We start from the raw sequence: 20215 nt of genomic DNA on the forward strand, positions 1-20215 counted from the left end.
AGGTGGGAGTCTCCCCAGCCTCCGGCGACCCCCCGCACCGGACACCCTCCCCGGCAACCCCACCTCCCTCCGCGCGGTACCTTCGTCGCGACGTCGATGAGGAGAGTGAACGTACGTGAGTAAGTTCGTGCGGCCCGCTGCCGAGGGTGCCGATCCGTTCGGGACCGCCCGTCTGCGGCGTGGGGTGCTCGATGCCTGGGCGACCAGTCCGGCCCGGTTCCGGGAGGACGCCAACGCCGAGGAGGATCTCGTCCTCGGCGGGTACCGGGACCGCCTCGTCGTCGAGCTCGCTCAGAACGCCGCCGACGCCGCCGCGCGTGCGGGCGTGGCAGGCCGGCTGCGGCTCACCCTCCGCGACGGCGTCCTCTGCGCCGCCAACACGGGCGCCCCCCTCGACGCCACCGGAGTCGAATCCCTCTCCACCCTCCGCGCCTCCGCGAAACGCGACGCCGGTGACAGCGCGGTCGGCCGTTTCGGCGTCGGGTTCGCCGCCGTCGTCGCCGTGACCGACGAACCCGCCGTCGTCGGGCGGCACGGTGGTGTGCGCTGGTCCCTCGCCGAGTCCCGCACCCTCGCCGACGACACCGCCCGCCACAGCCCCGGACTCGGCACCGAGATCCGCCGCCGCGACGGCCATGTCCCCCTTCTCCGCCTGCCGTTCGCCGCCGAGGGCACCGCCCCCGACTCCTACGACACGGTCGTCATCCTCCCGCTGCGCGACACCGCCGCCGAGGATCTCGCCGAGCGCCTCCTCGGCGCCGTCGACGACGCTCTCCTCCTCGCCCTCCCGGGGCTGACCGAAGTCGTGGTCGAGGTGGGGGACCAGGCGCCCCGCACCCTCCTGCGGCGCACCGAGCGCGCCGACACCGTCGTGGACGACAGCCGGGACGGGACCACCCGGTGGCGTACCGTCGCCGCGCACGGGGAGCTGGCCAAGGAGCTGCTCGCCGACCGGCCCGTCGAGGAGCGGCTGCGGCCGTACTGGTCCGTCACCTGGGCCGTACCCGTCGACAAGGACGGCACTCCCGCCCGCCCCCGCACCAGCCCCGTCGTGCACGCGCCCACCCCCAGCGACGAACCCCTGGGCGTACCCGCCCTGTTGATCGCTTCCCTCCCCCTCGACACCACTCGCCGCCATGCCGCCCCCGGCCCGCTCACCGACTTCGTGGTGGAGCGCGCGGCGGACGCGTACGTCGAACTCCTCGCCGCCTGGCGGCCGGTGACCACCGGCATCATCGACCTCGTCCCCGGCCCGCTGGGCAAGGGGGAGCTGGACGGCACCCTGCGCCAGGCGATCCTGGAGCGCCTCCCGCGCACCTCCTTCCTCCCGCCCGCCATCGAGCCCGACGGCCAGGGCGACGACGACTCCGACCTGCCCGAGTCGCTACGGCCCCGGGACGCCGAGGTCGTCGAGGGCGCCGGTTCCGACACCGTGCGCGTCCTCGCCGAGGTGCTGCCCACCCTCCTCCCCGCAGGGCTCGAACGACGCGTGGAACTACGGACGTTGGGCGTCGCCCGAGTCCCCCTCACCGACGCCGTCGACCGGCTGGCCGGACTGGAGAAGGACCCCGGCTGGTGGCGGCGGCTCTACGACAGCCTCGCGGGCGTCGACCCCGACCGGCTGTCCGGGCTGCCCGTCCCGCTCGCCGACGGCAGGACGACGATCGGGCCACGCCAGGTCCTCCTCCCCACTCCCGACTCCGCCCGGGTCGAACCCGAAGTCCTCGCCCGGCTCGGCCTCAAGGTCGCCCACCCGGACGCCGCGCACCCCCTCCTGGAGAAGCTCGGCGCGCTGCCCGCCACGCCCCGCGCGGTCCTCACCACACCTCAGGTACGGGCCGCCGTGGCCGCCTCCATCGACGACGAGGGCGGCGCCGTATGGGACGAACCCGCCCCCGACGCCGAGGAGTTGGCGGACACCGTCCTCGCACTGGTCCGGGACGCGGGTCTCGAACCCGGTGACGAACCCTGGCTCGGCGCCCTCGCCCTGCCCGACGAGGAGGGCGAACTCGCGCCCGCCGGTGAACTGGTGCTGCCCGGCAGCCCGTTCGCCCAGGTGATGCGGGAGGACGAACTCGCTTTCGTGGACTCCGAGTTGGCCGACCGCTGGGGCGAACAGCCCCTCGCCGCCTGCGGAGTCCTCGCCACCTTCGCCCTCGTCCGGGCCACCGACGTCGTCCTCGACCCGGACGAACTGGAGCCCCGGGACAGCGACTTCGCGGAACCCGACGACCCCGGCCTGCTGGACTCCGTGGACGTGTGGTCGGAGGACGTCCTCGACCGCTTCCCCGACACCCCCGTACCCCCCGTCGCCACCGAACTCGTCGCCGTCCGCGACCTCGACCTCGTCGACGACGACCGCTGGCCCCAGGCCCTCGCCCTCCTCGCCCAGCCCCCGCTCCGCGACGCGATCACCCAACAGGTCCGCGTCCTCCTGCCCGACGGCACGCACGAGCTCGTACGGCCGTACACGGCTTGGTGGTTGCGCGGCCACCCGGTGCTCGACGGCCGCCGCCCGGCCGGCCTGCTGGCAGCCGGCGGTGACCCCCTCCTGCGCGGTCTCTACGACGAGGCCGACGCGACCGGGTTCGACGACGAGCAGGTGCTGCGGGCCCTGGGCGTACGGACCTCCGTCGCCGCGCTGCTCGAAGAGCCGGGTGGGGCGGCCGAGTTGCTCGACCGGCTCGCCGACCCGGACCGCGAGGTCACCGGCACCCAACTGCACGCCCTGTACAGCGCGTTGGCCGACCTCGACCCGGAACAGGTGACCCTCCCGGACGACCTGCGCGCCGTGGTCGACGGCGAGGTGACGGTCGTGGACGCGGCGGACGCCGTGGTCGTCGACTCACCCGACCTGCTCCCCTTCACCGCCGGCGTCCCCCTCCTGCCCGTACGGCCCTCCAGGGCGGCCGAGTTGGCCGAACTCTTCCAGGTACGGCGGCTCAGCGAGTCGGTCACCGGCGAGGTCACCTCCGAGGGTGCCGAGCACGACGTACCGGAATCCGTCCGGGTCCTCCTCGGACCGCTCACCCCCGCGACCTACGTCGAACACGACGAGCTCGTCATGGACGGCGTGGAGATCGACTGGCGCCGGACCCGGGACGGGGTGCTGCACGCCTCGACCCTGGAAGGCGTGGCCGCCGGCCTGGCCTGGGCGGCCGGACAGTGGCCCCGCCGCTTCGAGGTGGCGGCCCTGCTGGAGGACCCGACGCGGACACGGGAGCTGGCCCGGGACCGGTGGTTCGACTGATTCGACCGAGCGGACCGGCGATCTTCCCGGCGATCTTCACGGCCGTTCCGAAAAAAGTTCACGAGTCGTACAACCATTCCCTTTCGTCGTGAATCTGATCAGCTGAGCCAACAGGCTCCACGATCACTTCTCTACCTGGGGACCCCATGCGTATGCGTGCCATCCTCGGCGTCGTCACCGGCGCCCTGGCCCTCTCCGCCCTCGCCGTACCTGCCGCGCAGGCCGACGAGGTGCAGGGGGACACCACGATCTCGGGCGTCGTGGTGAACGGCGGCAAGGCGGTCGTCGTCGGTGCGACCGCGAAGAAGACCATCACCGTCAGCTTCACGGTGAAGGACGCCTCGGGCGTCGGCTGGGCGCAGGCGATCCTGTACCACGGCGCGAACATCGACTCGGCCGACAGCGGTGCCGTCGCCAAGAGCAGCGACGGCCGCTCCACCTGCACCAAGGTCAACGCCACGACGTCGACCTGCAAGTCGTCGTACGACCTGGAGCCGGGCTCCAACCTGATCAACTCCGTGGCCGGCGGCTGGAAGGTCTGGGCGATCGCCACGGGCAAGGACAACGACTACGTCCAGAAGGACAACGCGAAGACCTTCCAGGTCCAGCGCCTGTCCAAGCTGACGGTCAACGCCGCCCCGGAGCCGGTCAAGAAGGGCAAGACCATCACGGTCACCGGCAAGCTGACCCGCGCGAACTGGGACGCCGGTACGTACTCCGGTTACTCGACCCAGCCGGTGAAGCTCCAGTTCCGCAAGAAGAGCGCCAGCACGTACACCACGGTCAAGACCATCAAGACGAGCTCGACGGGTGCCCTCAAGACCACCGTCAAGGCGACGGTCGACGGCTACTTCCGCTACAGCTTCGCGGGCACCTCGACCACCCCGGCGGTCAGCGCCGCGGGTGACTTCATCGACGTGAAGTAACCCGGACGCCCTGCGGGGCCTCCGCACTTCACCATCAGTTCGCAATACCCGTACAAAAACTGATTCCGGCGTACAACCCTCACCACCGGTCGCGAATCAGAACACGTGAGCCAACAGGCTCCGCCATCACTTGGGCCCCGGCGCCGACGACGAGCCGTTCGGAACGACCAGCGCGCCGGGGCCCCCTTTCCCACTTGGGGAACGCATGCGCATAAGCGCCACCGTGGCCGCCGTCTCCGGCGCCCTGGTCCTCTCCGCCTTCGCCGTACCGGCCGCGCAGGCCGCGGGCTCCGACGCCGGCTCGTACCGCTCGGACGTCGCGAAGATCCGTGCGGCCGCCCACGCCGCCTCCGGCAAGAACGCCCTCGCCGGCTCCACCGTCGCCACCCCCGCCGACGACCAGCCGTACGCGCTGGACGTCACCTTCTCCAACCTCAAGGTGCACGGCGGCAAGCCGATCGTGGTCGGTGCCGCCGCCCACGTCTCCGTCCCGGTCACGTACACGCTGACCCACGGCGCCGACGTCGACGTCACCGCGTCGGACTTCTGGACCGACCTGTACCTGTACAAGGGCTCGTCGACCGAGCCGACCAACATGATCTTCGACGACGACCTCGCCACCTGCACGGTCACCTCGGCGACCGTCGCCTCCTGCAAGGGCTCCCTCGACATCTACCCGGACCTGGGCGACCTGTCGAGCACCGACGCCGGTGCCTGGAAGGCCGGTGCCGAGGCCATCGCGTGGAACGGCCAGGACCCGACCAGCGACAGCATCGACATCACCAAGGTCGGCTACGCGGACAAGAGCGGCTTCGCCTCCCCGAACGTGCAGCGCCTGTCGAAGCTGACGGTCAACGCCGCGCCGGAGCCGGTCAAGAAGGGCAAGACCATCACGGTCACCGGCAAGCTGACCCGCGCGAACTGGGACACCAACAAGTACGCCGGTTACTCGACCCAGCCGGTCAAGCTGCAGTTCCGCAAGAAGAACTCCAGCACGTACACCACGGTCAAGACCATCAAGACCAACTCCACGGGCAACCTGAAGACCACCGTCAAGGCCACGGCCGACGGCTACTTCCGCTACAGCTTCGCGGGCACCTCGACGACCCCGGCGGTCAACGCCGCGGGCGACTACGTCGACGTCAAGTAGTCAACTCCGGTAGCTCCCCGCGCCCCTGCTTTTAGGCTTTTAGGGGCGCGGGGCTGTGTCAATATGCGGCTCCGCCGCGCGGGCGCGACCAGCCCCCACCGGGCCCGCAGCCGACGAACCGCCTGTCAGACGGAGCCTTCACGCGGGTACACGGCGATCGACCAGCCTCCACACCAGCTCCAACACAACCCCCGCCACCCCCGAAATCCCCACAGCAACCCAGGGCATGGTCACCCCCACCAGCTTCAACGCGAAGAAGTGCTGAAGCCACGGCACGACCAGCACGACGACGAACGCCGCCCCCATCGAGGCGACCAGGGTGATCCGCCACCAGGTGTACGGCCGCGCAATGATCGCCAGCACCCACATCGAGATCAGGAACAGGGTCAAGGTCGCAGCGCTCGTCTCGGCCTCCAACGACCCCTTCCCCGTGTAGTGGTGACGGGCGATCAGATACGTCACGAAGGTCGCCGCCCCGGCAATCACCCCACCCGGAATCGAGTACCGCATCACCCGCCGCACAAAGTGCGGCTTGGCCCGCTCCTTGTTCGGCGCCAGCGCGAGAAAGAACGCCGGAATCCCGATCGTCAGCGTCGACAACAGCGTCAAGTGCCGCGGCAGGAACGGATATTCAACCCGCCAGCACACCACCAGCACAGCCAACAGCACCGAGTACACCGTCTTCACCAGAAACAGCGTCGCCACCCGCGTGATGTTCCCGATGACCCGACGCCCCTCCGCGACCACCGAAGGCAGCGTCGCGAAGCTGTTGTTGAGCAACACGATCTGCGCGACGGCCCGGGTCGCCTCGGACCCCGAGCCCATCGACACCCCGATGTCGGCGTCCTTCAGGGCGAGTACGTCGTTCACCCCGTCCCCGGTCATCGCGACCGTGTGCCCGCGGGACTGCAACGCCCCCACCATGTCCCGCTTCTGCTGCGGAGTGACCCGCCCGAACACCGTGCCCTCGTCGAGGGACTTGGCCATCTCCCCCTGATCCGAGGGCAGTTGACGGGCGTCCACGACCTGCCCGCTGAGCCCCAGCTTCCCGGCCACCGCCCCGACGGACACCGCGTTGTCCCCGGAGATGACCTTGGCCTGCACATCCTGCTCGGCGAAGTAGGCCAGCGTCTCGGCCGCGTCGGGCCGCAACCGCTGCTCCAGCACCACCAGCGCCGTCGCCGAGGCCCCCCGCGCGACCCCGGGATCGTCCAGCTCACCCGAGACCCGCGCCAGCAACAGCACCCGTAGCCCTTGCTCGTTGAGCCGCCCGGTCTCGGCCAGCGCGGGATCGTCCGCACCCAGCAGCACATCAGGGGCGCCGAGCAACCACGTACTCGACTCCCCGTTCCCCTCGCTGAAGGACGCCCCGCTGTACTTGCGCGCCGACGAGAACGGCAGCGACTCCACGCACCGCCACTCCTCGCTGTCCGGATAGGCGGTGATGATCGCCTGAAGCGACGCGTTCGGCCGCGGGTCAGACTCGCCCAATGCGCCCAGGACTTTGCGTACGTACGTCTCGTCGGCCCCGCCGAGCGGACGCAACTCGGTGACGTCCATGCCGCCCTCGGTGAGCGTGCCCGTCTTGTCGAGGCAGACCGTGTCGACGCGGGCGAGGCCCTCGATGGCCGGAAGTTCCTGGACGAGGCACTGTTTCCGGCCAAGCCGGATGACACCGATCGCGAAGGCCACCGAGGTGAGGAGGACCAGCCCCTCGGGCACCATCGGGACGATCCCCCCGACCGTCCGCGCGATCGAGTCCTTGAACCCGTGCTGTTTGACGACGAGTTGGCTGATCACCAGGCCGATCGCGGTCGGGATCATCATCCACGTCACGTACTTGAGGATCGTCGAGATACCGGTCCGCAGCTCGGAGTGGACGAGCGTGAACCGCGAGGCCTCCTCGGCGAGTTGGGCGGCGTACGCCTCACGCCCCACCTTCGTCGCCTCGAACGCGCCACCGCCGGCGACCACGAAACTCCCCGACATGACCGCGTCCCCCGGCCGCTTGACGACCGGATCCGCCTCACCTGTGAGCAGCGACTCGTCGATCTCCAGCCCGTCGGCCTCGACGCACTCCCCGTCGACCACGACCTTGTCACCGGGCCCGATCTCGATGAGATCACCGAGGACGATCTCGGAGGTGCTCACCTCCACCGCGGCCCCGTCACGCCGTACGGTCGGCTTCGACTCACCGATCACCGCGAGGGAGTCGAGGGTCTTCTTCGCCCGCCACTCCTGGAAGACCCCGATCCCGGTGTTGGCGATGATCACGTACCCGAACAGGCTGTCCTGGACCGGCGCCACGAACAGCATGATCAGCCAGAGCACGCCGATGATCGCGTTGAACCGGGTGAAGACGTTGGCGCGGACGATCTCGCCGAGGGAACGGCTGCTGCGCACCGGGACGTCGTTGACCTCCCCGCGCGCCACCCGCTCGGCGACCTCGGCGGTGCTGAGTCCATGGGCCCGCCGTGCCGGGATGGGCACGGGGTGCACAGGATCGAGTTCGGCGCCCGCGTCGGTGTGCGTCATGCATTCGACGGTACGTGCGGATTTACGGCTTCACCCGCCGAGTGCCCGGAAGATCCGACCAGGGGAGGACGGCGCGTGGGGCGGGGTGATGCCTGGGGTGTAGGGGAGGGTCCTCGCTCCGCAGCAGGAACTTCTCAATCCGCAGCAGGGGAGGGGGTCTCCGTGGCCGAGACAGCCGCCTCGGCCGCCAGCCGCTTGAGCGCCGCGTCACGCCCCCGGACGTACCAGATACCGATCAGCCCGAGTCCGCTCCCGGCGAGGCAGGTCCACAGCCACCACAGATGACCGTGGTCGTCGAACCAGCCGTAGAAGGGGAGCTGTACCAGGAAGAGGACGAACCAGAGGATCGTGAGGCCGATGATCGTCGGGACGATCGGGCCCTCAAGGGGCTCAGGTGCCTCGTGTGTCGGTGTCCACTTCGCCATGCCCCCAGCTTACGAGGCGGGACAAGACCCGTGGATCTCCGTGTGTCTACGCGCGGAGATAGCGCCTGACGTCTTCATATGTTCATACTGAAACGGTTTCCGTCTGTCCACTTCTGCTCGTAGGAACATCCAATGCAGACCGCCCTCGACCGCTACTTCAAGATCTCCGAACGGGGCAGCACGCTCCCCCGCGAGATCAGGGGCGGGTTCGCCACCTTCTTCGCGATGGCGTACATCATCGTGCTGAACCCGATCATCCTCGGCAGCGCGAAGGACATGTACGGGCACCACCTCGACAACGGCCAGCTGGTCACCGCCACGGCGGTCACGGCCGCGTTCACCACCCTCCTCATGGGCGTCATCGGCAACGTGCCGATCGCGCTCGCCGCCGGACTCGGCGTGAACTCCGTCGTCGCCCTCCAGCTCGCGCCGCGCATGACGTGGCCGGACGCGATGGGCATGGTCGTGCTGGCCGGCCTGGTCGTGATGCTGCTGGTCGCCACCGGGCTGCGCGAGCGCGTCATGAACGCGGTGCCGTACGGACTGCGCAAGGCCATCTCGATCGGTATCGGCCTGTTCATCATGCTGATCGGGCTCGTGGACTCCGGGTTCATCTCCCGCATCCCGGACGCCGCCCAGACCACCGTCCCGCTCCAGCTCGGCGCCGACGGTCACCTCAACGGCTGGCCGGTCCTGATCTTCATCCTCGGCGTCCTGCTCACCCTCGCGCTGATCGTCCGCAAGGTCTCCGGCGCGATCCTCATCTCGATCGTCACGATGACCGTCCTCGCGGTGATCGTGAACGCGGTCGCGACGATCCCCTCTTGGGGCCTGACCACCCCGAAGTGGCCCGGAAACCCGCTCGCCACCCCGGACTTCGGCCTGATCGGCAAGTTCAGCCTGTTCGGCGGCTTCTCCAAGGTCGGCGTGCTGACCGGCGTGCTCTTCGTCTTCACGGTCCTGCTGTCGTGCTTCTTCGACGCGATGGGCACGATCATGGGCATCAGCGACGAGGCCAAGTTGACCGACGGCGAGGGCAACATGCCCGGCATCAACAAGGTCCTCTTCGTCGACGGCATCGCGGTCGCCGCCGGCGGCGCCAGCTCCTCGTCGGCGACCACCTGCTTCGTGGAGTCCACGGCCGGTGTCGGCGAGGGCGCCCGCACGGGCTTCGCGAACGTCGTCACGGGCGCGCTCTTCGCCGTAGCGCTGTTCCTCACGCCGGTCGCCACGATGGTCCCGTCCCAGGCGGCCACCCCCGCGCTGCTCGCGGTGGGCTTCCTGATCCTGGCGGGCTCCGTCAAGGAGATCGACTGGGCGGACTACACGATCGCGATCCCGGCCTTCATCACGATGGTGATGATGCCGTTCACCTACTCGATCACCAACGGCATCGGCATGGGCTTCATCACGTTCGTGGTGCTGCGGCTGGTGGCGGGCCGGGGCCGGGAGGTCCCGGTGCCGATGTACGTCGTCGCGGCGGTGTTCGGGTTCTACTACCTGATGCCGGCGCTGGGTCTGACGTGACCCGCGTTTCCACGGGCCGTCACGTGACGCCGTAGAACTTCTCCGTCTCGTCGACCGCGGTCTGGAACCGCTCGTCGAAGTCGTCCCGGATGAGCGTCTGGACCACATAGTCCTGGACGCTCATTCCCCTTTTCGAGGCATGGTGTCGGAGCCGTTCGAGCAGCTCCCCGTCTATCCGCAGGCTGAGCACGCTGGTCCCCATATGGACGAGGGTCCGGGGCGGTTCCGGGTGGTGGGTGACGTTCCGCGCCGCTATCACTCATATGGGTGACGCGATGTTTGCCGGGGGGTGCCCCCGGGCCCCCAGGTTCAGTGGCCAGGGTCACGGGCATCTCGGCGTGTCGCCATTGGTCTTTAGCGAGAGTAATGAGTTACGCTAAAGAACATGCCGGACCTAACCCATGGCGACGACGCTGCCGCTGTGAACTCCCTGCGATCAGCCGTGATGCGGTTGTCCCGTCGACTCAAGCACCAGCGGGTCGACGAGTCACTGAGCCCCACCGAGATGTCGGTGCTCGGCACCCTGTCCACCTGCGGCAGCGCGACCCCTGGCGAGCTCGCTCGCAAGGAGCATGTGCAGCCGCCCTCGATGACCCGCATCGTGGCGCTGCTCGAAGCGAAGGGTCTGGTCCAGCTGGAGCCGCACCCCGAGGACCGGCGCCAGAAGGTCGTCACCAAGACCCCCCAGGCCGAGGCGATGCTCGAAGAGAGCCGCCGCAAGCGCAACGCGTTCCTGGCCGGCCTGGTCGACGGCCTCGACGAGGACGAGTGGGCGAAGATCGTCGCCGCCGCCCCCGTGCTGGAGAAACTCGCACACCTGTAAATCCCCCTAGCAGCGAGTGAGTCGTAGGGGCGCCCGGTGTCGAGAGGGCGAGCGCGCGGAGGCCCGAAGGGCCGAGCACGGTCGAGCTCTCGACACCGACAGAAAGCGCCCCGTAGGCGAACGAGCAAAAGAAAGAGGAGGCGACCTTTTGAGTTCGGGAACCGGAGCAGACTCCGCACCCGCGCCAGCCACCCCCGACTCCCCGCCCGCCCCATCCGGTAAATCCTCGATGTTCAGCTCGCTGAAGATCCGGAACTACCGCCTGTTCTTCATCGGCCAGGTCGTCTCCAACACCGGCACCTGGATGCAGCGCATCGCCCAGGACTGGCTGGTCCTCAGCCTCACCGGCTCCTCCGCCGCCGTAGGCATCACGACCGCCCTCCAGTTTCTGCCGATGCTGCTCTTCGGGCTCTACGGCGGTGTCCTCGTCGACCGGCTGCCCAAGCGGCCCACACTGCTCGTCACGCAGTCCGCGATGGCCCTCACCGGCCTCGCCCTCGCCTTCCTGACCCTCTCCGGCCACGTCCAGGTCTGGCACGTCTACGTCGCCGCCTTCGCCGTCGGCCTCGCCACGGTCGTCGACAACCCGGCCCGCCAGTCCTTCGTCTCCGAGATGGTCGGCCCCGAGCAGCTGCAGAACGCGGTCAGCCTCAACTCGGCGAACTTCCAGTCCGCCCGCCTGGTCGGCCCCGCCGTCGCGGGCGTCATGATCACCGGCGTCGGCACCGGCTGGGCGTTCCTCTTCAACGGCCTGTCGTTCGTGGCGCCGTTGGCGAGCCTGTTCCTGATGCGCAACCGCGACCTGCACTCCGTCAAGCGTGCCCCGCGCGGCAAGGGCCAGCTCCGCGAAGGCCTGCACTATGTCGCCGGCCGCCCCGACCTGATCTGGCCGATCGTCCTCGTCGGCTTCATCGGCACGTTCGGCTTCAACTTCCCGGTGTGGCTGTCGGCCTACGCGGACGACATCTTCCACGCGGGCGCCGGCGCGTACAGCCTCTTCAACACCCTGATGGCGGTCGGCTCCCTGATCGGCGCCCTCCTCGCCGCCCGCAGGGGCACTACCCGCCTACGCGTCCTGATCGCGGCGGCGGCGGCCTTCGGCCTGCTGGAGGTCGTAGCGGCCGTGGCCCCCTCCTACTGGCTGTTCGCCCTCCTCATGATCCCGATCGGCATCGCCGGCCTGACGGTCAACGTCACGGCCAACACCGCCGTCCAGATGGGCACCGACCCGGCCATGCGCGGCCGCGTCATGGCCCTGTTCATGATGGTCTTCATGGGCGGTACGCCGGTGGGCGCACCGATCGTCGGCTGGATCACCGACGCCTACGGCCCCCGGGTGAGCTTCGCCCTCGGCGGTGTCATCGCGGCCGCCGCGGCAGCCACGATCGGCGTGATCCTGGCCCGCATCGGCGACCTGCGGCTGTCGTTCGACTGGAACCACGGCCATCCGAGCGTGGCCTTCGTCCCGCGCGAGCGGGAGCAACTGACCGCGGCGGCCTGAGAGTTGGGGCGCGGCCCCGGAGGGTGATGGCTACATCTGGCTACACCCTCCGGGCCAGCACCTGTCCCGGCCACTGGTCGTCCCCGACGACGAACGCCTCGGTCGCCGTGAACCCGTTGCCCTCGTAGTAGGCGACGAGCTTGCGGTCGCCCCCCGCGTAACAGTCCACCCGCAGCAGGGAGATCCCGGCCCGCCGCGTCTCCTCCACCGCGTGCGCGAGCAGCGCGCTGCCGACGCCGTGACCCTTGAACCGGCGGTCGGAGGCGAGGAGATGGACGTACCGCTCGGGCTCGTCCACGGCGTCGACGTACGACCCGGGGGAGTCGGTGAGGGTGAGCGTGCCGGCGGCCACCCCGTCGACCTCGGCGATGTAGGGCGAACCCTGCGCCACATACCGCTCCACCATCGCCACGGCCTTCGGATTCGCCGACCACGGCGTGTTGCCCCACTGCCCGGTACGCCCCTGCGCGACGAGCCACGCCACCGAACTGTCGAGCATGCCGAGTATCGCGGGGATGTCGTCGGGCCCGCCGTCCCTGATGCCGATCGCCATAGCCATGACCCCATGGTGCCAGCGGGCAGTGGCAGTCTGGTGCGCATGAGACTCTTCGCCGCCGTACTGCCCCCGGAGGACGTGACGTCCGAACTCGCCTCGGTGGTAAAGGAGTTGAGAGGCCTCCCGGGCGCGGACGAACTCCGCTGGACCGGCCGCCCGGGCTGGCACTTCACCCTCGCCTTCTACGGCGAGGTCGACGAGGACGTCGTACCCGAACTGTCGGCCGGTCTGGAACGGGCGGCGCGCCGGACGGAGCCGTTCGGGCTGGCGGTGCGCGGGGGTGGGGAGTTCGGGCAGGGGCGGGCGTTGTGGGCGGGGGTGGAGGACGCGGGGGCCTTGCGGGTGCTGGCCGACCGGTGTGAGGCGGCGGCGCGGGAAGCGGGGGTGGCGATGGCGGAGCACCGGCGCTATCGCGCCCACCTCACCCTGGCGCGGAGTCGGGAGGCGGTGGACGTACGGCCGTATCTCGACCGCCTCGACGACTTCGCGGGGCGGGCGTGGACGGTGGGCGAACTGGCGTTGGTCCGGAGCAACCTGCCGAGGTCGGGCGTACCGGGGGAGCAGCCGCGGTACGAGGCGGTCGCCCGCTGGGGTCTGGGAGCGGCCGGTTAGGCTCGGGTACGTGGACCCGAAAACCCGGAACCGGATCATGGCCGGTGTGCTTGTGCTGTTGTTCGTTGTCGTGGGGCTTGCGGCGGCCCTCGGTAAGTGAGGACTGGGGAACTGCGGGTCGAAAGTCGGCTGCGGGCCGAGTGTGGCTGGTCGCGCAGTTCCCCGCGCCCCTTAAGGGGCGCTGTCCTCACGGCGTTTGCCACCAGCGGGAGCTGGTCGCGCCCACGCGGCGGAGCCGCAAATGTCACAGCCCCGCGCCCCTTACGGGGCGCTTGCCTGAACGGCGTTTACCAGGCGAAGGCCTCCGGGGACGGCCCAGGACCCGGGAAGATCTCGTCCAGTGACCCGAGGAGTTCCTCGCTCAGTTCCAGCTCTACGGCCCTCAGCGCGCTGTCGAGTTGTTCGGCGGTGCGGGGACCGACGATCGGGCCGGTGACGCCGGGGCGGGTGAGGAGCCAGGCCAGGGCGGCCTCGCCGGGCTCGATGCCGTGCTTGTCGAGGAGGTCCTCGTAGGCCTGGATCTGGGCGCGTGAGGTCGGGTTGGCGAGGGTGTCGGCGGCCCGGCCGCTCGCCCGGCGCCCGCCCGAGACCTCCTTCTTGATGACCCCGCCCAGCAGCCCGCCCTGGAGCGGCGACCAGGGGATGACCCCGAGGCCGTACTCCTGCGCGGCCGGGATGACCTCCATCTCGGCGCGGCGCTCGGCGAGGTTGTAGAGGCACTGCTCGCTGACGAGCCCGATGGTGCCGCCGCGGCGGGCCGCGATCTCGTTCGCCTGGGCGATCTTGTAACCGGGGAAGTTCGAGGAACCGACGTAAAGGATCTTGCCCTGCTGGATGAGGGTGTCGATCGCCTGCCAGATCTCCTCGAAGGGGGTGGCGCGGTCGACGTGGTGGAACTGGTAGATGTCGATGTAGTCGGTCTGGAGCCGCTTGAGGCTGGCGTCCACGGCGCGCCGGATGTTCACGGCGGAGAGCTTGTCGTGGTTGGGCCAGGCATCGCCGTCGGCGGCCATGTTGCCGTAGACCTTGGTGGCGAGGACCGTCTTGTCGCGGTGGTCGGGGCTCTTGGCGAACCAGCTGCCGATGATCTCCTCGGTCCGCCCCTTGTTCTCACCCCACCCGTACACATTGGCGGTGTCGAAGTAGTTGATACCGGCGTCCAGTGCCGCGTCCATGATCGCGTGACTGTCCGCCTCGTCGGTCAGCGGACCGAAGTTCATCGTCCCGAGGACGAGCCGGCTGACCTTGAGTCCCGTGCGTCCGAGCTGCGTGTACTTCATGAGTGTCTAGCCAACGACTTTGAGTGCGCTCTATGCAAGGGGGGTCAGTCGCGGGGGAACTTGTCGGTCTTGAGGACGAGGTCGACCACCGTGCCGGTCAGGTCGACGTCGGTGCCGAAGTCCACGCGTACGGGGTCGGCGTAGTCGCCGTCCTTGGGCTCGGTGTAGACGTGGCAGCGCCCTTGGTAGGGGTCGGCGATGACATAGACGGGGACCTCGGCTTCCGCGTACGCGGTCCTCTTCGGGCCGTAGTCGTTGGCGGCCGTGCCCTTGGAGATCACCTCGGCGACGAACTCCACGTCCTGGTAGCGCCAGTGGCCTGTGTCGTCGGGCTTCGCCCCGTCCTTGAGCATGGCGATGTCCGGGCAGAAGCCGTTCTCGAAGCCGGGGAAATCGACACGGACGTCGGTGAAGACCAGGACATCCTCCCCGAACCTTTTTTCCAAGGCTCGCAGGATCCGGCGAATGATCTGCCAATGCGTGTTCCGCTGCGGCGTCATGTGAACGTTGCCCTCGACGATCTCGACCCTGAATCCTTCGGGGACGGGCATACGCTCAAGCCGCTCGAACCACTCGTCCAAGCGCTGGGTGTTGGCGTCGGCGTCGGCCATCGCGATCCTGTCTTCAAGGACGGTCATCCTGGCGCTCCTCCCCGGCCGCCCTCCACACGAGTGCAGCCGCGCGGTACAACGATACGCACGGTGACCGGGATACGTAGTGATCACGCCATCGTCACCGTCGGTATTCGGTTGCCGCCAACAACGCCACCCCCAACTGCCCCCCCCCGTTCAAGGGGCGTTCGGAGACGGTTACCTAGGGCGGCGCGATGACCGGTGGGAGGACCTTCTCCCCGAGGTGCGGGACCGCGCCGCGTCCCTCGTCTCAGTCATCGAGGGCATCGGCGGCATCGAAGACATCGCGGGCATCGAGAACCCCGAGGCCGTAAGGGACCCGGCGTCGTCGTCGGCGGCATCCTCGTCGCCGTACTCCTCACCCACCCCCCACGCCTGATGCATCGCCCCCGCGAACGCCCCCGCGATCTTGTGCTCGCCGGACGCGTTCGGGTGGGTGCCGTCGTATGTGTCGTGGGTGACGTCGTACGACTCCGGGAGGGAGGCCAGGAGGAGAGGGGAGCGGGGGTCGTCGAGGTCGGCGACCGCCTTCGCCTGGAGTTCGTTGAAGAGGGCGACCTCGGTGGCGAAGGGGGCGTCCGTCTGGGCGCGGACGTTCGGGATCACCGGGAGGAACACCATGCGGACGGACGGTCTCGCGATGCGGGCCGCCGCTACGAAGGACCGCATGTTGTCGGCCGTCTGCGCCGCGTTCGTGTAGAAGCCCAGGTCGATCAGGCCGAGGGAGACGAGGAGCACGTCCGCCCGGTGCGCGCGCACCGCCTCGCCGATCAGCGGGGCCATGTGCAGCCAGCCCTCGCCCCAGCCGGCGAGGTGGAAGTGCGGGAAGTCGGGGTCGGCGTACTCGTACGACGTGGGCGTGTCCGTCGCCTTGTCGTACAGCGTCTCGCGCGGGCCGACCACGGCGAACGGGCCGCCGTAGGTCGCGCGCAGGTGCTGCCACATCCGGTAACGCCATGTGTGTTCGCCCGCGCTCCCGATCGTCATGGAGTCGCCTACGGGCATGAACCTGAGCATCCGCTCATGATGGACGATCAACCACCCGTCGACGGAACGGGTGAGGTGTGAGGCCCACCACGCCGACCGGCGCGCGGTGGGGGATGGCAGGCTTGGGGCATGCGTCGCTTCCTCGCGTTCCTCGGCGCCGGCTTCCTCGTCGGCGCGCTCGCCCTGCCCGCAACCGCAGCACCCTCCGACGACGGTGACGGCAAGGGCGACAAGGGGTTCACGATCACCGACTCCCGGATCACCGAGTCCAGCGGGCTCGCCGCCTCGCACCTCCACCCCGGCATCTACTGGACGCACAACGACAGCAACGACGGCCCGTACATCTACGCCGTCGACAGCAGCACTGGCAAGACGGTCGCCACGGTCACCTTCAGCGGGGTCGGCAAGCCGCGTGACGTCGAGGCGATCTCCATCGGGCCGCACAACGAGATCTACATCGGCGACATCGGCGACAACCTCGACGGGACCTGGCCGTACGTCTGGATCTACAGGCTGCCCGAGCCGAAGGTGCTCAAGGACCAGACGATCCGGGCGACGCAGTACGTCGTGAAGTACTCGGACGGCGCGCGCAACGCCGAGTCGCTGATCGTGCACCCCAAGACCGGGCGCGTGTACATCATCGACAAGAAGGAGGACGGCGGGCATCTCTTCGAGGGCCCGGCGAAGCTCTCCACCTCCGGTACCAACTACTTCAAGCCCATCGCCGCCGTGGACCTCTGGGCCACCGACGCCGCCTTCTCGCCCAACGGCCAACAGCTCGCCGTACGCGGCTACTTGGGCGGTATCTACTACGACTGGAACGGCGGGAAGATCAAGCGTGAGGGGCGCCTCGACGTGCCGTTGCAGGGGCAGGGGGAGTCCGTCAGCTACTCGGCGGACGGCACCAAGCTCATGTACGGGAGTGAGGGAACCGACAGTCCCGTGCAGGCCGAGGACGCTCCCGGAGGCGGTTCGGACTCCTCCAAGTCGCCCTCGGGCGGCGGGAGTTCGGCGAGCGGCGACAGCGACGGCGGCTCGGGGAGCAAGGTGAAGATCGGTGCGGTGGCCGTAGTGGTCGTCTGCGGTGCGGTCTTCGGGCTACGGCGACTCACGCGTCGTAAGAGCTGAACTCACCCGTTTCTCGGATCCGTTGGCCCTCGCCGCGCTGGTGGACCACGACCTCCAGGCCGTCCAGGATGCGCCCGAGTCCGAACTCGAAGTGGTCGAAGCCGGCGGTGAAGGTGTCGGGGGAGAGGGACGCGAGCGTCGGGTAGGCGCCGGTCGCCATCGCCTTCTCCAGCGCCGGGACCTGGGCGCCGTAGAACTCCGCGTCGGTCAGGCCGGTGCTGCGGGCCGCCTCCTCCTGGTGGACCTGGGTGCGGGCGGCGCCGACGACATAGCCGTCGATCATGACGACCGTCGAGACGAGTTCCGGGTCGGTCAGGCCCATCGGGCGGATGCGGCCGAGCAGGTGTTCCAGGGTGGCGAGGGCGCGGGGCCCGAGGAGCGGGCGGGACTGGTTGACGCGCAGCAGCCAGGGGTGGCGGCGGTGGACGGCCAGGGCCTCGCGGGCGGCGGTCTCCAGCACCGTGCGCCAACTACCTCTGCTCTCCCGGTCGTTGGGGCGGTCCGGGAAGCGGACGCGGTCCAGCATGAGGTCGAGGAGTTCGGCCTTGCCGGGGACGTACCGGTACAGGGACATCGCGCCGGTGCCGAGGTCGGTGGCGACCCGCCGCATGGATACGGAGTCCAGCCCCTCCTCGTCCGCGATGCGGATGGCCGCGTCCACGATCCGGTCGACGGACAGCCCCGGTTTCGGCCCGCGGCTGGGGCGGGGGCCGGTGTCCCACAGCAGTTCGAGGGTGCGGCCGATGTCACCGCTGCCGCTGGACTCCGTCGAGTTCGAGGTCGCATTGGGGGGCTTGCTCGTCATGTGGGGGAGTCTAGGTCGCCGGGCGAAAACCGAGTACACCGTACGCGCAATCGGATACGGTGCACGCAGTTCGGTACGGGAGGGAGGGATCGGTGTGAGCGACGGCTATGTCGTGGAAGCCGAGGCGCTGCAGAAGCGCTACGGCGACAAACACGCCCTCGACGGCTTCGACCTGGCCGTCCGCGAGGGCACCGTGCACGGTCTGCTCGGCCCGAACGGCGCCGGCAAGACCACCGCCGTCCGCATCCTCTCCACGCTGGTCCGGCTCGACGGCGGCCGGGCGACCGTCGCCGGTCTCGACGTGGCCCGGCAGCCGCGCCAGGTGCGTACCCGGATCGGGCTCACCGGCCAGTACGCGGCGATCGACGAGATCCTCACCGGCCGGCAGAACCTGGAGATGTTCGGCCGCCTCTTCCATCTCGGCCGCAGACGCGCCAAGTTGAGGGCGGTCCAACTCCTGCGCCAGTTCGACCTGGAGGCCGCGGCGGACAAGGGCGCGGGCGGCTACAGCGGAGGCATGCGCCGCCGCCTCGACCTCGCGGCCTCGATGATCCTGGCCCCGGCCGTCCTCTTCCTCGACGAACCGACCACCGGCCTCGACCCGCGCAGCCGGGGCGAAGTCTGGGAAGCGGTACGGCAGTTGGTGGCCGACGGCACCACCGTTCTGCTGACCACCCAATACCTGGAGGAGGCCGACCGGCTGGCCTCCCGCATCACCGTCATCGACCAGGGCCGGGCCATCGCCGACGACACCCTCGACGGACTCAAGAACCGCGTCGGCGGCGACCGTATCGAGGTCGTGCTGTGCGAACCGGCCCACATCCCCTACGCGTTGCAGGCGGTCGCGAGGGTCGCCCACGGCGGCCAACCGGAGGCCGACATGGGGGAGTTGCGGGTACACGCGCCGGTGGCCGACCGGGTGGGCTCGCTCACCGAGGTCGCCCGGTACCTCCACCACTACGGCATCCCGGTCGAGGACATCGGCCTGCGCCGCCCGAGCCTGGACGACGTGTTCCTACGGCTCACGGGCCGCCGTACGGAAGAGGAACCGACCGCCCGGGAGCCGGAGTTCGAGCCCTCGGAGACCGAGGGGGCGGCGGCATGAGCAGCGGCGCGTCGACGGCGCCCGCGTCCACGTCCGCGTCGGAGGGGACCGGACGGACGTACCGCAGACGACCGCAGCACGGCCGCTTCTTCTGGACGATCGCCGACTGCTGGAACGTCGTCCGGCGCGGCCTGACCCACTACCGGCGCCAACCGGTCAGCATCCTCTGGCAGTTGGGCTTCCCGATCCTGTCCGTGCTGCTGTACGGCTATGTCTTCGGCAAGGCCATGCGGGTGCCGGGCGGCGGCGACTACAAGGCGTTCCTGATGCCGGGGATGTTCGTGATGACGGTGGCCATGGGCTTCGTGTCGACGGCGACGATCTTCGTGAACGACGCGAAGAAGGGCGTCATCGACCGGTTCCGTTCCATGCCGATGGCGCCGTCGGCGGTGGTCGCGGGGCGCGGCGCGACCGATCTCATCGTCGCCTGCGCGGAGTTGGGCATCATGATGGCGACGGCGTACGGCATGGGCTGGCGCCCGGAGTTCGGCGCCGGGCCCCACCTGGGCCTCGGCATCGGTATCGACATCGGCCTCGGCCTGGACTTCGTGAAGGCGGTGGCGCTGCTCCTGGCCCTCCGCTTCGCGCTGATCTGGGTGGGCGTGTGGCTGGGGCTGTTGCTCCCGGGCCCCGAGCAGGTGGGCGGCCTGTTCGCGATCGTCTTCCCGCTGACGATGATCTCCAGCATCTACGTCTCCCCGACCCAGATGCCCCACTGGCTCGGCCAGGCCGCCCTCTGGAACCCGCTCTCGTCCACGGCGGGCGCGACACGGGCGCTCTTCGGGGCGCCGACGGGGCAGGGCACGTCCTGGCCGGAACAGCACGCCTTGCTGCTCGCGGGGGCATGGCCGGCGGCGCTGACGCTGCTGTTCCTTCCGCTGGCGGTACGGAGGTTCCGCAGGCTGAGCCGATAGCCGTAGGCGACTGTCGGCGTCCGTTGCCTTGACGTGTCCACGTTAGGTGGCTTCCATGG

At 69.5% G+C, this 20215-nt stretch carries 17 protein-coding genes and 1 pseudogene; 10 read left to right on the plus strand and 8 right to left on the minus strand.

The window, feature by feature from the left end; all coding sequences use genetic code 11:
- Positions 1 to 115 precede the first annotated feature (115 nt).
- From OG714_RS28530 to OG714_RS28540, 3 genes are all read left to right on the plus strand, one after another.
- Positions 116 to 3250 carry a sacsin N-terminal ATP-binding-like domain-containing protein gene (locus OG714_RS28530; protein ID WP_406125186.1) on the plus strand — a complete coding sequence of 1045 codons (3135 nt, stop codon included), beginning with the start codon at positions 116 to 118 and terminating at the stop codon, positions 3248 to 3250.
- Between the two features lie 146 nt (positions 3251 to 3396).
- On the plus strand, positions 3397 to 4176 hold the full coding sequence (locus tag OG714_RS28535) for a calcium-binding protein (protein WP_406125187.1): 780 nt from the start codon (positions 3397 to 3399) through the stop codon (positions 4174 to 4176).
- 205 nt (positions 4177 to 4381) lie between these two features.
- A complete protein-coding gene (locus OG714_RS28540; protein WP_406125189.1) occupies positions 4382 to 5326 on the plus strand; it encodes a hypothetical protein in 945 nt (314 codons plus the stop codon).
- Between the two features lie 138 nt (positions 5327 to 5464).
- Here OG714_RS28540 and OG714_RS28545 read toward each other — a convergent pair whose 3' ends face one another.
- The gene (locus OG714_RS28545; protein WP_406125191.1) at positions 5465 to 7861 is read right to left on the minus strand and encodes a cation-translocating P-type ATPase; all 2397 of its coding nucleotides are present in this window, start codon (positions 7859 to 7861) and stop codon (positions 5465 to 5467) included.
- 134 nt (positions 7862 to 7995) lie between these two features.
- Entirely contained in the window at positions 7996 to 8286 is a 291-nt protein-coding gene (locus OG714_RS28550; protein WP_406125193.1) for a DUF2530 domain-containing protein, read from the minus strand.
- A gap of 132 nt (positions 8287 to 8418) precedes the next feature.
- On the opposite strand from OG714_RS28550, the gene OG714_RS28555 reads away from it, so the two are divergent.
- The gene (locus OG714_RS28555; RefSeq protein ID WP_406125195.1) at positions 8419 to 9813 is read left to right on the plus strand and encodes an NCS2 family permease; all 1395 of its coding nucleotides are present in this window, start codon (positions 8419 to 8421) and stop codon (positions 9811 to 9813) included.
- 19 nt (positions 9814 to 9832) lie between these two features.
- Here the strand turns inward: OG714_RS28555 and OG714_RS28560 are convergent, their stop codons facing one another.
- Positions 9833 to 10015, minus strand: coding sequence for a ribbon-helix-helix protein, CopG family (locus OG714_RS28560; protein ID WP_393047307.1), 183 nt, complete (start codon positions 10013 to 10015; stop codon positions 9833 to 9835).
- Between the two features lie 183 nt (positions 10016 to 10198).
- Here OG714_RS28560 and OG714_RS28565 point away from each other — a divergent pair, with 183 nt between their 5' ends.
- Both OG714_RS28565 and OG714_RS28570 read left to right on the plus strand, forming a co-directional pair.
- Positions 10199 to 10636 (plus strand): MarR family winged helix-turn-helix transcriptional regulator, encoded by a 438-nt coding sequence (locus OG714_RS28565; protein ID WP_026150457.1) that lies wholly within the window; start codon positions 10199 to 10201, stop codon positions 10634 to 10636.
- A gap of 229 nt (positions 10637 to 10865) precedes the next feature.
- Positions 10866 to 12137 carry an MFS transporter gene (locus OG714_RS28570; protein ID WP_406125197.1) on the plus strand — a complete coding sequence of 424 codons (1272 nt, stop codon included), beginning with the start codon at positions 10866 to 10868 and terminating at the stop codon, positions 12135 to 12137.
- A gap of 40 nt (positions 12138 to 12177) precedes the next feature.
- On the opposite strand, the gene OG714_RS28575 is transcribed toward OG714_RS28570, so the two are convergent.
- On the minus strand, positions 12178 to 12690 hold the full coding sequence (locus OG714_RS28575) for a GNAT family N-acetyltransferase (protein ID WP_406131986.1): 513 nt from the start codon (positions 12688 to 12690) through the stop codon (positions 12178 to 12180).
- 45 nt (positions 12691 to 12735) lie between these two features.
- Here OG714_RS28575 and thpR point away from each other — a divergent pair, with 45 nt between their 5' ends.
- A complete protein-coding gene (gene thpR, locus OG714_RS28580; RefSeq protein ID WP_406125198.1) occupies positions 12736 to 13305 on the plus strand; it encodes an RNA 2',3'-cyclic phosphodiesterase in 570 nt (189 codons plus the stop codon).
- A gap of 287 nt (positions 13306 to 13592) precedes the next feature.
- Here thpR and OG714_RS28585 read toward each other — a convergent pair whose 3' ends face one another.
- The 3 genes and pseudogenes from OG714_RS28585 to OG714_RS28595 all read right to left on the minus strand — a co-directional run.
- On the minus strand, positions 13593 to 14585 hold the full coding sequence (locus OG714_RS28585) for an aldo/keto reductase (RefSeq protein WP_406125200.1): 993 nt from the start codon (positions 14583 to 14585) through the stop codon (positions 13593 to 13595).
- Positions 14586 to 14629: 44 nt separating this feature from the next.
- Positions 14630 to 15223, minus strand: coding sequence for a Uma2 family endonuclease (locus tag OG714_RS28590; protein WP_406125202.1), 594 nt, complete (start codon positions 15221 to 15223; stop codon positions 14630 to 14632).
- A gap of 345 nt (positions 15224 to 15568) precedes the next feature.
- Positions 15569 to 16234, minus strand: a pseudogene (locus OG714_RS28595) (SGNH/GDSL hydrolase family protein); the annotation flags it as partial.
- Between the two features lie 99 nt (positions 16235 to 16333).
- Between OG714_RS28595 and OG714_RS28600 the strand changes: the two are divergent.
- Positions 16334 to 17332 (plus strand): WD40 repeat domain-containing protein, encoded by a 999-nt coding sequence (locus OG714_RS28600; protein ID WP_406125204.1) that lies wholly within the window; start codon positions 16334 to 16336, stop codon positions 17330 to 17332.
- Here the strand turns inward: OG714_RS28600 and OG714_RS28605 are convergent.
- The gene (locus OG714_RS28605; RefSeq protein ID WP_406125205.1) at positions 17313 to 18137 is read right to left on the minus strand and encodes a TetR/AcrR family transcriptional regulator; all 825 of its coding nucleotides are present in this window, start codon (positions 18135 to 18137) and stop codon (positions 17313 to 17315) included. The genes OG714_RS28600 and OG714_RS28605 overlap by 20 nt on opposite strands.
- A gap of 94 nt (positions 18138 to 18231) precedes the next feature.
- Here OG714_RS28605 and OG714_RS28610 point away from each other — a divergent pair, with 94 nt between their 5' ends.
- A complete protein-coding gene (locus tag OG714_RS28610) occupies positions 18232 to 19242 on the plus strand; it encodes an ATP-binding cassette domain-containing protein (protein WP_406125207.1) in 1011 nt (336 codons plus the stop codon).
- A complete protein-coding gene (locus OG714_RS28615; protein ID WP_406125209.1) occupies positions 19239 to 20156 on the plus strand; it encodes an ABC transporter permease in 918 nt (305 codons plus the stop codon). The genes OG714_RS28610 and OG714_RS28615 overlap by 4 nt, the downstream gene beginning before the upstream one ends.
- Positions 20157 to 20215 lie beyond the last annotated feature (59 nt).

The sequence above is a fragment of the Streptomyces sp. NBC_00989 genome, assembly GCF_045162655.1.
GTDB lineage: Bacteria > Actinomycetota > Actinomycetes > Streptomycetales > Streptomycetaceae > Streptomyces.